Annotated in this window: 12 protein-coding genes and 1 riboswitch; of the genes, 7 read left to right on the top strand and 5 right to left on the bottom strand. The window is 46.9% G+C overall.

Annotation, left to right across the window (positions count from 1 at the left end; all coding sequences use genetic code 11):
- Positions 1-15 precede the first annotated feature (15 nt).
- The 3 genes from LZZ85_RS15705 (at position 16) to LZZ85_RS15695 (ending at position 3,062) form a co-directional block, all read left to right on the top strand.
- Complete coding sequence (locus LZZ85_RS15705) at positions 16-759, top strand: SDR family oxidoreductase (RefSeq protein WP_237873849.1); 744 nt, start codon at positions 16-18, stop codon at positions 757-759.
- A 65-nt stretch (positions 760-824) separates the two neighbouring features.
- Positions 825-1,598: an alpha/beta hydrolase gene (locus LZZ85_RS15700; protein WP_237873847.1), complete on the top strand. Its 774-nt coding sequence runs from the start codon at positions 825-827 to the stop codon at positions 1,596-1,598.
- Between the two features lie 396 nt (positions 1,599-1,994).
- A complete protein-coding gene (locus tag LZZ85_RS15695) occupies positions 1,995-3,062 on the top strand; it encodes an alpha/beta fold hydrolase (protein ID WP_237873845.1) in 1,068 nt (355 codons plus the stop codon).
- Between the two features lie 325 nt (positions 3,063-3,387).
- Here LZZ85_RS15695 and LZZ85_RS15690 read toward each other — a convergent pair whose 3' ends face one another.
- The 5 genes from LZZ85_RS15690 to LZZ85_RS15670 form a co-directional block, all read right to left on the bottom strand.
- A complete protein-coding gene (locus LZZ85_RS15690) occupies positions 3,388-4,878 on the bottom strand; it encodes a TolC family protein (protein WP_237873844.1) in 1,491 nt (496 codons plus the stop codon).
- The gene (locus LZZ85_RS15685; protein ID WP_237873843.1) at positions 4,868-8,059 is read right to left on the bottom strand and encodes an efflux RND transporter permease subunit; all 3,192 of its coding nucleotides are present in this window, start codon (positions 8,057-8,059) and stop codon (positions 4,868-4,870) included. The genes LZZ85_RS15690 and LZZ85_RS15685 overlap by 11 nt, the downstream gene beginning before the upstream one ends.
- 107 nt (positions 8,060-8,166) lie before the next feature.
- Positions 8,167-9,291, bottom strand: coding sequence for an efflux RND transporter periplasmic adaptor subunit (locus LZZ85_RS15680; RefSeq protein WP_237873842.1), 1,125 nt, complete (start codon positions 9,289-9,291; stop codon positions 8,167-8,169).
- Positions 9,292-9,456: 165 nt separating this feature from the next.
- Positions 9,457-9,831, bottom strand: coding sequence for a hypothetical protein (locus tag LZZ85_RS15675; protein WP_237873837.1), 375 nt, complete (start codon positions 9,829-9,831; stop codon positions 9,457-9,459).
- Positions 9,832-10,077: 246 nt separating this feature from the next.
- Positions 10,078-10,857 carry a C10 family peptidase gene (locus LZZ85_RS15670; RefSeq protein ID WP_237873835.1) on the bottom strand — a complete coding sequence of 260 codons (780 nt, stop codon included), beginning with the start codon at positions 10,855-10,857 and terminating at the stop codon, positions 10,078-10,080.
- 272 nt (positions 10,858-11,129) lie between these two features.
- Positions 11,130-11,222, top strand: a riboswitch (TPP riboswitch).
- A 63-nt stretch (positions 11,223-11,285) separates the two neighbouring features.
- Here LZZ85_RS15670 and thiM point away from each other — a divergent pair.
- Genes thiM through tenA form a run of 4 tightly spaced genes read left to right on the top strand, consistent with a single transcriptional unit; the run spans position 11,286 to position 14,184 of the window.
- Complete coding sequence (gene thiM / locus LZZ85_RS15665; RefSeq protein ID WP_237873833.1) at positions 11,286-12,083, top strand: hydroxyethylthiazole kinase; 798 nt, start codon at positions 11,286-11,288, stop codon at positions 12,081-12,083.
- A gap of 2 nt (positions 12,084-12,085) precedes the next feature.
- Positions 12,086-12,727, top strand: a complete 642-nt coding sequence (thiE, locus tag LZZ85_RS15660) for a thiamine phosphate synthase (RefSeq protein ID WP_237873831.1) — start codon at positions 12,086-12,088, stop codon at positions 12,725-12,727.
- Positions 12,711-13,550, top strand: coding sequence for a bifunctional hydroxymethylpyrimidine kinase/phosphomethylpyrimidine kinase (thiD, locus tag LZZ85_RS15655; RefSeq protein WP_237873826.1), 840 nt, complete (start codon positions 12,711-12,713; stop codon positions 13,548-13,550). The genes thiE and thiD overlap by 17 nt, the downstream gene beginning before the upstream one ends.
- Positions 13,537-14,184 carry a thiaminase II gene (gene tenA, locus LZZ85_RS15650; protein ID WP_237873824.1) on the top strand — a complete coding sequence of 216 codons (648 nt, stop codon included), beginning with the start codon at positions 13,537-13,539 and terminating at the stop codon, positions 14,182-14,184. Before thiD ends, tenA begins: the two co-directional genes overlap by 14 nt.
- The last annotated feature ends 5 nt before the right edge of the window (positions 14,185-14,189 follow it).

Genomic DNA, 14,189 nt, shown 5'->3' with positions numbered 1-14,189 from the left:
TCGAAAAAAATATATATGAAAATAGTTGTGATAGGCGGCACAGGCCTTATTGGGGCCCGGCTTGTAAAATTATTGCGTAGCCAGGGTCATGATGTTATTGCAGCTTCCCCGATCTCAGGCGTGAATACGATCACAGGGGAAGGACTTGCAAAAAGCTTTGAAGGCGCTTATTCAGTCGTAGATGTTTCCAACTCACCGTCGCTTGAACCGGATGCTGCGGTCCATTTCTTTGAAACCTCCGGTAAAAATCTTGTAGATGCCGGAAAGAAAGCCGGAATAAAACATCACGTAGTATTATCGATCGTGGGAACAGACAGGTTGCAGGAGAGCGGCTATTTCCGGGGAAAGCTTGCGCAGGAAAATATGCTGAAAGCGTCCGGTATTCCATACACGATTCTGCGCTCAACCCAGTTTCATGAATTTGCCGGCACGATCGCAAACGGATCTTCCATTGGAAAATATGTACATCTACCCCACACTTCCGTGCAAACTATTGCCGCAGATGATGTGGCGGCAATGCTGGCAGAGATCGCTGTAGCAGGGCCCCTTGATGAAACCATTGAAATCGCCGGTCCTGAAAAAATGGGAATGGATGAGTTTATCCGGAAATATCTGAAAGGGATAAATGATGAGCGCCAGGTGATCACCGACGAGCGGGCCACATACCTCGGGATCAGCGTTGATGATCGTTCTTTGGTGCCGGGTGAACATCCGACACTTGGAAAGATACTTTTCGAAGACTGGCTGAAAACGCAATGAGCTCCCAATGAATGATCACCAGGATCAGTGAGCAAAAATCAACTTAAACTTTTAAACTCAAACCGATGTCAAAAATTAAACAATTCACTCTTGGCGCCATGTTCGCGTCTTTATCGCTTTTTTCAATCGACAGTGTAAATGCCCAAAAGATCAGCAAAGGTGTCAGGAATATATTGCTTGTGCATGGCGCATTTGCTGATGGATCTAGCTATGCAAAACTCATTCCGATCCTTCAGGGGAAAGGATACAATGTGATCGCTGTTCAGAATCCTCTTACATCTCTTGAAGCAGATGTGGCAGCAACCAAACGGGCCATCGCTTTGGCTGACGGCCCCGTGTTGCTTGTAGGGCACTCTTATGGCGGAGTGGTGGTGACTGAATCTGGTAATGATCCCAAAGTGGCCGGATTATTATATATCGCCGCAGTGATCCCTGATGAAGGACAATCGCTTGTTGATGCAGCTGGCAAATATCCTGCAGCTCCGGGTAATATTGAAATGAGAAAAGATGCTTCCGGTTTTATTTCACTGACTGAAACCGGTATACACAAATTCTTTGCGCAGGATCTTCCGGCTGCAGAACGGAAAGTTGTGTATGCTACTCAAATTCCCTGGTATGAGGGCGCTACCACAACAAAAGTTACCAAAGCAGCGTGGAAATCAAAACCCTCCTGGTGCATTGTTGCCATCAATGATCATATGGTAAATCTCGAACTCGCAAGAGCACAGGTAAAAAGATTGAACGCCACGGCTCTTGAACTACAATCCAGCCACGTACCAATGGTGTCACAACCAGGGAAAGTGGCTGCGTTCATCGTGAGTGCGGCAGAGAAACTGTAAGAGAAACGATGACGATGGAAGGCCTGCTGTATTCAATTGCACAACTACGTACTGTTTCGGCTAAACCTTGAAATAATCGGATGGAAGAGCGGCCATCAGTTATCGTCTCTCTCCTCCCGCGGGGCAGCTCCGCTGATCTCACTCGTTGCGTTCGGTTTAAGGGGTCTACGCAAGGTGTGCCTGAAAGGAATGATCAGCGGCTATCCCGCGAGAGTGGCAAACTACCCACGGGCTAAGGGTAGAACCGGATCATTAATGTGCATAATGATCCACAAAGACGCCGGGTGCGGCGCTTCATAACCGGGATCCTTGCTTGGTGTTAGTTCCCGGTGCAGCTATGATGGCGCCAGCCTGGTGTTCTTTTGATTGTGTGAGTTTAAGGAGAATGTATCATTGATGAATATAACAATAGCACTTATGGTAGATCATCGTCACACACGCCGCCGGTTCATCGCTCAGGCTGCGATGGGGATTGCTGCGTCACAACTGGGAGCTTTATCCGGCCCGTTGTTTGCCCGATCTGACAATGGATCTCAAAAAATATCATTGATGGATTCTCCGATAAAAAAACTTGAGCCGCTGAAATTCATAAACGCAGGTGTTCTGAACATTGCTTATTATGAAACAGGACCGGCCGATGGGCCTGTTACATTGCTCCTGCATGGATTTCCTTATGATATTCATAGTTACGTTGATGTTGCCCCGATTCTCGCAGAAAAAGGCATGCGGGTAATAGTTCCGTATCTGCGCGGCTTCGGGCCAACACGATTCCTGGATAAGCAAACGATGCGGTCCGGTGAGCAGGCCGCGGTAGGCATGGATCTGATGGCACTGATGGTCGCATTGAAAATCGACAAGGCAGTTCTGGCCGGATATGATTGGGGCGGACGCGCTGCATGTGTGGCGGCGGCATTGTTTCCACAACATTGTACAGGACTCGTATGTGTAAACAGTTACCTGATCCAGGATATCGCCAACGCGCAAAAACCTGTTCATCCGGATCATGAAGTGCCGCTTTGGTATCAATATTATTTTCACCAGGAACGGGGACGTCAGGGCCTGGAGAAATATCGCTCAGAGATTGCAAATACTTTATGGAAGCAGTGGTCGCCAAACTGGAATTTTGACCAAACAACATTTGAACGTGCGGCTACAGCATTTCAGAATCCGGATTATGTAGACGTCGTGATCCATTCCTATCGGCACCGCTTCGGTTTGGTAAAAGGAGATAAGCAATATGAGGCAATACAGCAAAAGCTGGCAACGTTGCCAAAGATCACCGTACCCAGCATAACGCTTGACGGAGATGGAGATGGAGTAGTGGCTGCTACAAATGGGGAGTCAACAGCTAAGTTCTTTACGGCTTCAAGACAGCATATGATCATTCCGCGGGTGGGACACAATCTTCCGCAGGAAGCACCCGAAGCATTTGCGAACGCAGTGGCAGAACTGGCGAACCGGTAGTCCTGGATCGTCCCAGTTCTGAAAACAGATAGACATTCTTAAAAAGACAATTCTTCTCGTATGATTCGCATAGCAGGTTGAAGCAAAAGAGCGCCTTTCCAGGCGCTCTTCATTTTACTGTTGGTGTTCTTCAGGAAGATTTCAGAATTTACAGGCAATGCTGGCAACAAAGTTTAATTTCTTTTGGGATTTGCAGAACAGCAGTTGCTATCGTATTGTTCGCTCAGCAGGTTGTTGCCTTCAGTGTCACTCTGAAGCTCAGAAATGAGTACAATGACACTTTCAATGCGGTTGTTGAGCTCGTTGAATACTGGTATGCCTAAAACTACGGAGTAGCACTATTTTTCCATCCACCTCCCAGTGCCCGATATAAATGCACTGCTGCAGAATAGATGTCTTTCTTCTTTCTCACCATTTCTAACTCTGCATCCAACCTGTTCTTCTGCGCGGTGATCACTTCAAGATAACTCGCATATCCCGATTGATATAACTCGTGAGATGTAGTGACAGCTTCCTGCAATTGCTTTACCTCCTTCTTTTTCAAATTGTAAGTAAGCTGATGATTTTTTACGGCTGACATATTCGTCGTCACTTCACTGTAAGCATCCAGCAATATTTGCTGGTACCTGAATACAGTTTCGCGGTTCTCCGCATTGGCAATTGTATAATCAGCCCGCAATTTTTTTTGCTGAAGTAAAGGAGTTGAGAGTCCGCCCAGTAATCCGAATGCACTTGAACCGCCTCTGAACAGAAGCGCCGGAGTAAAGGCATTAAATGCCAGGTACGGACTTATTACCAAAGACGGTAAGAAAGATTTCCGCGCGGCTTTTACATTTTCGCTGGCGGCCAGGAGCTCAAGTTCAATCTGACGGATATCCGGGCGGTTGGATAACAGCGCTACCGGCACGCCTGTAAATAATGGAATATTATCGGGTACCTCAAACAGGCTCGTATCCCGTTTAATGTATTGCGGATAATGACCAGCCAGCGCATTCATCTCATTTTCCGTTTCAACCCTGTCCTGTTGCAGAGTGTAAGCGATACTTCTTGTATTGAGCAACTGCGCTGCGAATTGCTGAACGGCGAGTTCATTGGCACGGCCACCTTCCTTCTGCGCTTTTACGATATCAAGGGCCTGTTCCTGGAGACGGATATTTTTCTGAACGATGCCGAGCTCTGTATCGAGTGAGAGGAGCTGATAGTACTTCTCTGTTAATTCCGCGATCAGATTTGTGACGATGAATTGTCTTGCTTCGCGTGTTGCCAACGCTTCAGCAAGTGCCGCTTTTCGGAGGCTCTTGAGTTTTCCCCAGATATCGATCTCCCAATCGCTTCGCAGGCCGACAAACATATCAGTGGTCGGGCTTACCGGGATCTTTTGGTCTTTGCTGATATTGGGTGAAAGATTTGTATCAAAATTGCCCACGCCATTCAATGTGTAGTCGCCATACTTATCAGCGCTGCCGGAGATCACCGCGGATACGTTTGGCCCGAGTGCTCCTTTTCTTGCCATTAATCTTGCTTCTGCTTTAATGATCCGTTGCAGGGCAATCTGAAGATCGGTGTTATTTCTCATGGCAGAATCTATGAATGCCTGCAGGTTCCTGTCTTTAAAAAACTGATCGAACGAAAGCTGTAAGGTGTCAGCTTGTGTTAATGTGTCCGCCCCGGGATATTGAGCAGGTAATGGCTTTACGGCTGGCATGGTTTGCGGAGCCATTGTCTTGCAGGATGTGGCGGCTATAGTTGTCACCAGTAAGCCGATCGCGATAGCTGTCGGGTGCATCCGGAAAAAAGATATATGCTTATTGTTCATTTTTGTCTTGATTTGGTGAATGAGCGATGTCATCATTTTGCACGGTAACAGTTGCCAGCTCTTTATTTTTGTTTCCGCGCTTTTTGCCTGCGAACAGAACATACAGACCGGGTACGATGAAGATGCCAAACAATGTTCCCACCAGCATTCCACCGGCGGCTGCAGTGCCGATGGAACGATTGCCCATGGCGCCGGCACCGGTTGCAATGCAGAGTGGGATCAATCCTGCGATGAAGGCAAATGATGTCATTAGTATCGGCCGCAGTCTTGATACAGCTCCGGCTTTAGCCGCCTCAAGCACCGGATATCCCTGTTGTTGTTTCTGCAGCGCCACTTCAACGATCAGGATCGCATTCTTACCCAGCAAGCCGATCAACATGATCAGCGCAACCTGGGCGTAGATGTTGTTTTCCAATCCCGCTATCAGTAGCACGCCGAATGCGCCGGCTATCCCAACCGGTAATGAAAGGATAACCGCGAGAGGAAGCCCAAAACTTTCATACTGCGCAGCGAGCAGGAGGTAGACAAACAATAAGCAGATGATAAAAATATATACGGCCTGGTTACCGGAGATGATCTGTTCACGTGTCATGCCACTCCATTCAAATGTATATCCTCCCGGGAGTGTACTGTCTGCAACTTCCTGTATCGCCGTGATCGCTTCGCCGCTTGTAAATCCTGGCGCTGCATCTCCATTGATCATCGCTGCTGTATACATGTTGTAGCGGGTGATCTGTTCCGGGCCGAACACTTTTTCCATGCGGATAAAATTGGAGAAAGGAACCATTTCGCCGGAACTGTTTTTGACATACAGCTTCAATACGTCTTCAGGAGTTGCCCTGTATTCCGGCAAAGCCTGCAGCATGACCTTATACATTTGTCCGAAACGGATGAAGTTTGTAGCGTAGTAACTTCCAAGCAGTGTCTGTAAAGTACTCATTGCATTGTCGATCGTTACACCTTGCTTTGCCGCCATTTCCTGATCAATGTGGATCATATATTGAGGAAAGTTCGGGTCAAAGCTGCTGAATGCGCCCTCGATCACCGGGTGTTTATTCAGCGCTGAAAGGAATGCCTCTGATACTTTCGCTGTTTCATTCAGGTCGTCACCGCGTTTCTTATTGAGCAGGCGAAGCTCGAATCCCCCGGCATTGCCAAACCCCGGAACCGTAGGAGGGAGGAAGAACTCGACATTCGCATCTGAAATATGCCGTGTTTTCTTTTTTAAACTATCGATGATGGAATTGAGTGATCCCGACCTTTCATCCCAGCTTTTCAGGTTGATCATTGCCATGCCATAAGAGGCGCCTGAGATATCGCTTAAAAGACTGTATCCGGCGAGAGTGCTCGTGTTCTCAATGTCTTCTTCCTGCAAAAGCACCCGCTGCACTTCGTCCAGTACTGCTTCAGTTCTTTCAACAGTAGATCCCGGCGGGGTTGTTACGTTCACGTAGACCATGCTTTGGTCTTCTGCTGGAATAAATCCAGTGGGGAGCAGGCTTGAGGTGCCCCAGGTTAAAACAAGAAATAACCCGAGCATCAACAGCGTTACGATCTTTCTGCTGGCCAGCCATTGCACGGCACTCCCGTACCTGTTCTCCGTTTTATCATACACGCGGTTGAAGGAGCCATAGAAGCGCTGGAGCCAGTTCTTTTTCTTCTTTGGATCCTGCGGCTTATGCTTCATCAATAATGCACAAAGTGCCGGCGTTAATGTTAATGCATTGATCCCTGAGATCACGATCGCCATTGCCAGTGTTAAGGAGAATTGCCGGTAGAACACGCCGACCGGGCCGGACAGAAATGCAACAGGGACGAACACTGCGGACATTACCAGCGTGATTGCCACAATAGCGCTGCCGATCTCTTTCATTGCTGCAATCGTTGCTTCAAGGGGCGGCAGATGATCCTGGGTCATTTTTACGTGTACCGCTTCTACCACAACGATCGCATTGTCCACCACGATACCGATTGCCAGTACGAGTGCAAAAAGGGTGAGCATGTTGATAGAAAAGCCAAGCCATTGCATAAAGGCGAGTGTCCCGATCAATGCCACCGGTACGGCAAGTGCAGGGATCAGGGTTGACCGGAAATCCTGCAGGAAGATGAATACTACAATAAATACGAGAATGAAAGCTTCGATCAGCGTCCGCAATACTTCATGAATACTTGCATCCAGAAAGCGTGATACATCATAGGCATAGTTATACACCATGCCGGGAGGAAAACTGGTTTCTTTCAGCTCTTCCATTTTATTCTTGATCGTCTGTATTACTTCCTGTGCATTGGAGCCCGGTCGTTGTTTGATCATGATCGATGCGGAAGGCTTTCCATCTGTTTTAGAGACCATGTCATAACTGACGGTCCCAAATTCAACATCAGCAATATCCTTTAATCGGAGAACGGATCCGTCATTGTCTGAGCGAAGAACAAGTTCCCTGTACTGTTGCGGCGTATTGAATTTGCCCGTGTATTTCAATACATATTGTTTCGCCTGCTGGTCTTTACCTGAATTCTCTCCTGTAACGCCGGGAGCTGCTTCGATATTCTGTGCGCGCAAGGCGGCGATGATCTCTTCTGTGGAAATATTATAGGAAAGTAAGCGATCAGGCTTTAGCCAGACGCGCATGGAATAATCGCGGGCTCCCATGATATCAACAAAACCCACACCATCGATCCGTTTAAGTTCCTGAAGTACATTGATGTCAGTAAAGTTGTAAATAAATTCCTCGTCGGCTGCTGTGTCCGTGCTCATGATGTTGAGGTAGAGCAGCATACTGTTCACTTCCTTCTCTGTTGTTACACCAGCCTTGATCACCTCTTCCGGCAGTTCATCCAATACAGTTGTAACCCTGTTCTGCACATTCACAGCGGCCTGATCCGGATCAGTTCCTACTTCAAAGAACACCTGAACCAGGGTTACCCCATTGTTGCTGCTGACGGAATTCATATACGTCATTCCCGGAACGCCGTTGATGGCTCTTTCAAGAGGCGTAGCAACAGCTTTGGCGCACACATCAGCATTGGCGCCGTTGTAATTGGCTGTCACAACAACTGATGGCGGAACGATATCAGGAAATTGAGTGATCGGAAGGGTGAACAGTGCCAAAGCACCCAGTAAAACGATCAGTATAGATATGACCAGTGATAACACCGGACGGCGTATAAATCTTTCGAGCATGTGAGTGGATGATTTTGTATTCTGTGTATAGGGTGTAGGCAGGAGGTATCATCCTGCCCGGGAAACCCGAACGTTGCTATTTTAAAACCTGTTATCGTCAGGGTTATTTACTTTGGAGGAATACCCAGTAATGTATTAAATGAGAGCAGGCGCGGCTTCACTGTATTCCCTTCGCGGACGTTTTGGACACCTTCATAAACAATGCGGTCTCCATTCTTCAGGCCGGATTTGACCACTATCAGATCTTCAAGCCTGGTATCAGCTTCAATACTGCGCATGTTCACCTTATTGTCTTTGTTCAGAACGAATACATAGTTCTTGTCCTGTATTTCAAATACAGATCGTTGTGGTATCAGTATCGCGCCGGAAACGGATGACTTTAATACGATCTTGCCACTTGCTCCGTGTTTAAGGATATTATCAGGATTTGGAAAACCCGCACGGAAAGCGATTGATCCTGTCTCTTTATCAATCTCGCCTTCCATCGTTTCTATCTTTCCTGAATGCGGATAATCAGATCCGTCAGATAATTCAAGCCTGATCTCCTGGCCGGCATTTTCTTTCATGCCGCCGCTTCTGACAAACTGCAGGTATTCATTTTCAGAAACATTGAAATAAACATGAACAGAATGAACGTCGGATAGAGTAGTGAGTAGTGTTCCTTCAGTGATCAGGCTGCCGACCTTTAGCGGGATTCGATCAATGATCCCGCTGAAGGGAGCGCGAACCATAGTTTGCGAAAGACCGATCTTTGCCTTTTCTTCCCGGGCCACGGCTTCCTGCACCTTTGCCTCTGCGGCGGATAGTTTTGCTTTCGCAAGATCCAGTTCGGATCTGGTAACGATATTTTTATTGACGAGGCCTTCCACTCTTGTCATTTCTACCTGTGCCATCTTTACTTCTGCGCGTGCGCTTGCCAGCACAGCTGAAGCCTCTGAAAGCTGAACTTTGTATTCGGCGTCATTGAGCGCGAACAGCACTTGTCCTTTTTTGACAAACGTTCCCTCATCAACCAGGATCCTGTCAAGGTAGCCAGGCACTTTTGCCCGCAGTTCTGTATTCTGAAATGCATTGATATTGGCAACATAAGACCGTTGCAGCAATGTATCCCGGGCGTCGATCTGTAATACGGGTAATTCAATTTCTTCTGAAGCGTCAGGTTTGTTCGCTTTTGCGGAACAGCCTGCGATGATAAAGCTGCTTATGACAGCCAGGTATAATAGAAATCTCATCTGTAGTATGTTTTAATTACAAGGCTTGGTTGAATAGCATGAAAACTCTGTCTCCGCCAGCCGAAGCTTGGAGAAAGGGTTGCCCCATCCCATAAAGCTGACCAGGGAAACAGGGAGGTTATCTAGGCAAGCAGCAAAATCCCCTTAGGGTGTAGATAAAACAGCTCAGAACAAAGTAAGCCTGAATAGAAAGACATAATAAAAAGGAGGAGGGAAGTCGTCACCGCTGGATTGCAATGACTCTCTGTATACAACGAAGGATTTAGATGTATTGGCGTTGGTTTCACGTACAGATAGCTGGGTGAATTGCCCCGGCGCCCGGAATTTTGTACGGCAGCGTTTGAGCTTTCCTGATTTCAGATCAGTAAAGAAGACATCTGTTTCGAATCTTCCGCCTGCCATCGAATCATGATTGACGGCATCATGATGCAGAAAATTGTTGGGCGCATGTTTCTTCCACGGCGAGAACGACGGTGCCGCTTCGGCAGCGAGCCCAAGCAGTAATACTGACAGTAATTGTATGAGCCTTTTGATGTACATATCCCAGGCAGCAAAATTAGAGAACTATAAGCGTAAATGCTTTATAACGCAAGATTAGAATTGATTAGAAAAATTCTAATGGGAAGGATGCAACCTGTCTGCCGGATTTTGCAACGCGTAGTGATATATAATATTCCTGCAGATAGTTAAACGGGGTTCGGGCACAAGATTTTTCGCGGTCCTGACTCTAATTTAATTCTCTGGATGATGTATCAGGTGGATGTATAGACAGGAACCCGTTTGGATTTATCCGGGCTGAAACGTATATACGACCCTCAGCTCATTATCATCCTCCCTCAGAATGCCTTTATAGAAATCATACCATCCGTCTGTTGGGCCACCCTGCCCCTGGTTCGTATGCACCATGAATTGCCCATCTTTATAGCAATAAGCGTCAACTACAACTGAATGACCAAAATCTTTGAGATTGCCGAAGTGCAGGAACACAGGTTGCTTCTTATTTAATTCGTTATAAATGATCTTCTCTAATTTTCCGAGTGTATTCGGAACAAGTTTGTGCCATGCAATGAACCGTTCCACTTTCATGTTATAATGTTGCTCCAGTAAATTCGCCGGGGCAAGTTTATTCATATACCGGTCTGTTCCGAAATCTTTCTGAACGGCAAGGGCTGCATAGTAGTTATATTTTGCAAGCTGTTCAATACTTTCAGTACTTGTTGTTGAATCAATTGTTTCAGTAAATGCCGCGAAATCAAATTGCGTACTGTCCATGTTTTCATTGATCTTATAACCCTGTCTCGACGTATATTCAACTTGCCCATAGGGTTTTAGTTTATGGAAGTACACGATCTGTGCAAGTGCGGTACTCCAGCAACCAGTGCGCAGGGAATCCGGGGTAAATTTTTCGAAGCCACCCATTTGTTTCCAGTGTGTGCTGGTCAACCGATCTGCATCGCTCATGCATTTTGTTTTATCGGGAAAGAACGGGAATGAAGTACAGGCAAGTACATAGGCGATCGCCAGAACAGAAACCAATGTAATTGATATCTTGAGAGATCTTTTCATGGAGAAGGTTTAGGTGGTTATATAGTTCGTAGTCTGGTAATTTCATTTGATAGTGTGATTGAAAACTTCTTTGAGAACCTATGATGCGGAAGGTCGCGGACTCCGGGTCTGACCTGGCTTTTGGTAAACGTCGGGCCAAGCCCTAATGTAATGATTTTTTATAAAAGGCAATTCTTTAAGTATCTTTCTGTCGCCTTCCCATGACTCATTTGTCCAGGCATAGGCCACCAACCAGCGGCATGGATCTATTAAGCTATTTTCCTTTATCTTCGCTCCGGCTTTAGGGGTATTCTGAAAAGAATTGAGAGAGTCCCTTTGAACCTGATCCGGTTTATACCGGCGTAGGGAAAAGCGTTGCATACTCGTCGAGTATTGTCTGCACTTTTAATTCAAAGAATTGTTCCCCTGGCCATTCAAAAAATTACCGAATGGAAAAAATTCTTTGGCAACACATTCAAACTGTAAAAAAGACTTCTCCGCTTGTTCATAATATCACGAATTATGTGGTGATGAACAATACGGCGAATGCCCTCCTTGCCGCAGGAGCATCGCCGATCATGTCCCACGCGCAGGAAGAGGTAGGGGACATGGTTGGTATTTGCCAGGCGCTGGTGATCAATATCGGAACGCTTGATCCCTACTGGGTCAGATCGATGATCCTCGCTGTCAATAAAGCGAATGAACTTTCAAAACCCTGGGTGCTGGATCCGGTAGGTGCGGGCGCCACTGATTATCGAAACAGGACATTATCTGATCTGCTGGCGCTCCGGCCAACAGTTATACGGGGTAATGCCTCGGAGATCATGGCGCTGGCTAAAGCCAATGTATCTCATACAAAAGGCGTTGACAGCACCGCCGAGAGCAACGAAGCGATTGATGCTGCTATTTCCCTCAATAAAGAATATGGTTCCGTGGTTTGTGTTTCTGGTGCGATCGATATTGTGGTGGATAATGATCAGACACTTTATCTGCGCAATGGGAGTCCGTTGATGACAAAAGTGACGGGACTGGGTTGTTCAGCCACTTCGATCATCGGTGCTTTTATCGGCGTGGTCAGTAACAAAAGCGAGGCTGTTGCCGCGGCTATGTCACTACTTGCGATCAGCGGAGAACTGGGATCAAAGCAATCTTCCGGTCCGGGAACTTTACAGGTAGAGCTGCTTGACAAGTTGCATAACATTACTGAAACAGAATTTATGAACACGATCCGTATTTCAAGAAACTGATCATGCATTCGTTGTTTCCATTTGATTTGTATCTGGTCCTGTCTTCCGATGGATGTGCAGGGAGAGATTTCCTGCAGGTCGCCGAGCAGGCGATCAGGGGTGGCGTTGATGTGATACAGATCCGTGAGAAGGATCTGCCGTTCAATGAATACGTTTACCGTTCGCTTAAATTAAAATCGGTCACGGACCGGTATAATGTACCACTGATCATTAATGATGATGTTGAGGTAATGCTGGCAACAAATGCGTATGGGATCCACGTCGGTAATAGCGATGCATCGCCAATAGACATCCGCAAGGATCATGAAGATGCATTTGTGATCGGGTATTCGATCGAGCATCTTGATCAGGTTCAAAGCGGTAAAGCACTGGTATCAGACTATATAGCGGCAAGTCCTGTCTTCAATACAGGAACAAAAACCAATACAATTATCGAATGGGGCCTGGATGGAGTGGCTGCTATCCGTCGTCTCTCTGACAAGCCGCTTGTAGCGATTGGAAGTATGAACAGGTCAAATGCTGGTGACGTGATACGCGCAGGCGCCGACTGCATCTCGGTGGTGTCTGCTATTTGCGCATCCGATGATCCCTGGGAGGCGGCGTTAACAATCAAAAAAGAAATCACTCATGCAAAAAAAATATAGATACCCTTCGGCACTTACGATTGCCGGATTTGATGGAAGCGGTGGCGCAGGGATTCAGGCGGATATCAAAACGTTTTCTTCGTTGGGTTCGTTTGCTACATCGGTGCTGACCGCCCTGCCCGTTCAAAATACGCAAGGGGTCCGGAGTATTTATCCAATTCCTGTGGAAGCAGTTCGTGAACAGATCGAAGCGATCATGGATGATATCTTTCCCGGAGCGATCAAGATCGGAATGGTACATACGGCTGAACTTGTAGAGTGCATTGTGTCCACGTTAAAACGATACCCCGTGACACCGGTTGTGTTTGATCCGGTGATGGTCGCAACAAGCGGACACAAACTGATCGAGGAAAAGACCATCGCTGCGATTGTTGAATTATTGTTTCCATTAGCCGACGTGATCACTCCGAATATGGATGAAGCGTCTATCCTGGCCGAAATGCCGGTAAAGGATCTGGATGATATGTATGTTGCAGGGGAAAAGATCCTGAAACTGGGATGCAGGTCTGTTTTGCTGAAAGGAGGCCACCTTCAATCGCGCGTTATCACATCGCTCTATTTCCAGGAAACTGGAGTTAAGCCACTGGAGTTTTCATATACCAAGTTCGATACAAACAACACGCATGGTTCTGGTTGTACGCTTTCTTCCGCCATTGCCGCATATTTGTCGCAAGGGAGTTCCCTCGAAGATGCGGTTGCGTCAGCGCAGGAATATACTCATCAGGCGATCATGCATGGAGCAGAGGTGCAAACCGGGAAAGGTAACGGTCCGTTAAACCACTTTTTTAACCCAAAGCAATTGATCAAACATGAAATGGTCTGAACAGGCATGGGCTGCTATTGGCCCGATCTATCAATCAATAAAGGGAATGGCTTTTATTAATGAACTGAAAGAGGGGACATTGGCAGTTGAAAAGTTTAGGTTTTATATGCAGCAGGATGCCTGTTATCTCGAGCATTTTGCCCGCGCTCTTGCTCTCATTGGTGCCCGCGCAACACAGGTTGGCGATGCACTATCATTTATCCGTTTTGCTGAGAATGCGATCGTGGTTGAAAATGCCTTACATGAATCATATTTCATCGATTTCAACGTCACAGCAGCGCAGCTGCCCGAACCGGCCTGCCATCATTATATTCATTTCCTGAAGAGTACAGCTGCATTGGATGCTGTTGAAGTTGGCATGGCTGCAGTGCTTCCGTGTTTCTGGATCTACAAGCAGATCGGCGATCATATTTATAGCACGCAGCAGAAGGAAAATAATCCGTATAAAAAATGGATCGATACATATGCGGGAGAAGAATTTGGTGAAGCGGTGCGCCTTGCAATAGCGATCTGTGATGAAGCGGCAGAGGCAACAACAGAAAATGGACGGACAATGATGACAGAAGCTTTTATCGCAGCAAGCCGGTTGGAATTTGATTTTTGGGATGGAGCCTATAAGGAAAGAAGGTGGTAGAGGAG

This window comes from Terrimonas ginsenosidimutans (assembly GCF_022012415.1).
Classification (GTDB): Bacteria; Bacteroidota; Bacteroidia; order Chitinophagales; family Chitinophagaceae; genus Terrimonas_A; species Terrimonas_A ginsenosidimutans.
Note: the sequence above shows the minus strand (reverse complement) of the source record. Positions and strands in the feature narration are given on the sequence as shown.

Bases quoted from the DNA above. Each gene is read 5' to 3' on its own strand.
- LZZ85_RS15690 (WP_237873844.1), bottom strand. From the start codon at position 4,878: ATGAACAATAAGCATATATCTTTTTTCCGGATGCACCCGACAGCTATC.
- LZZ85_RS15675 (WP_237873837.1), bottom strand. From the start codon at position 9,831: ATGTACATCAAAAGGCTCATACAATTACTGTCAGTATTACTGCTTGGG.
- LZZ85_RS15680 (WP_237873842.1), bottom strand. From the start codon at position 9,291: ATGAGATTTCTATTATACCTGGCTGTCATAAGCAGCTTTATCATCGCA.
- tenA (WP_237873824.1), top strand. From the start codon at position 13,537: ATGAAATGGTCTGAACAGGCATGGGCTGCTATTGGCCCGATCTATCAA.
- LZZ85_RS15705 (WP_237873849.1), top strand. From the start codon at position 16: ATGAAAATAGTTGTGATAGGCGGCACAGGCCTTATTGGGGCCCGGCTT.
- thiE (WP_237873831.1), top strand. From the start codon at position 12,086: ATGCATTCGTTGTTTCCATTTGATTTGTATCTGGTCCTGTCTTCCGAT.
- LZZ85_RS15700 (WP_237873847.1), top strand. From the start codon at position 825: ATGTCAAAAATTAAACAATTCACTCTTGGCGCCATGTTCGCGTCTTTA.
- LZZ85_RS15685 (WP_237873843.1), bottom strand. From the start codon at position 8,059: ATGCTCGAAAGATTTATACGCCGTCCGGTGTTATCACTGGTCATATCT.
- LZZ85_RS15695 (WP_237873845.1), top strand. From the start codon at position 1,995: ATGAATATAACAATAGCACTTATGGTAGATCATCGTCACACACGCCGC.
- LZZ85_RS15670 (WP_237873835.1), bottom strand. From the start codon at position 10,857: ATGAAAAGATCTCTCAAGATATCAATTACATTGGTTTCTGTTCTGGCG.
- thiD (WP_237873826.1), top strand. From the start codon at position 12,711: ATGCAAAAAAAATATAGATACCCTTCGGCACTTACGATTGCCGGATTT.
- thiM (WP_237873833.1), top strand. From the start codon at position 11,286: ATGGAAAAAATTCTTTGGCAACACATTCAAACTGTAAAAAAGACTTCT.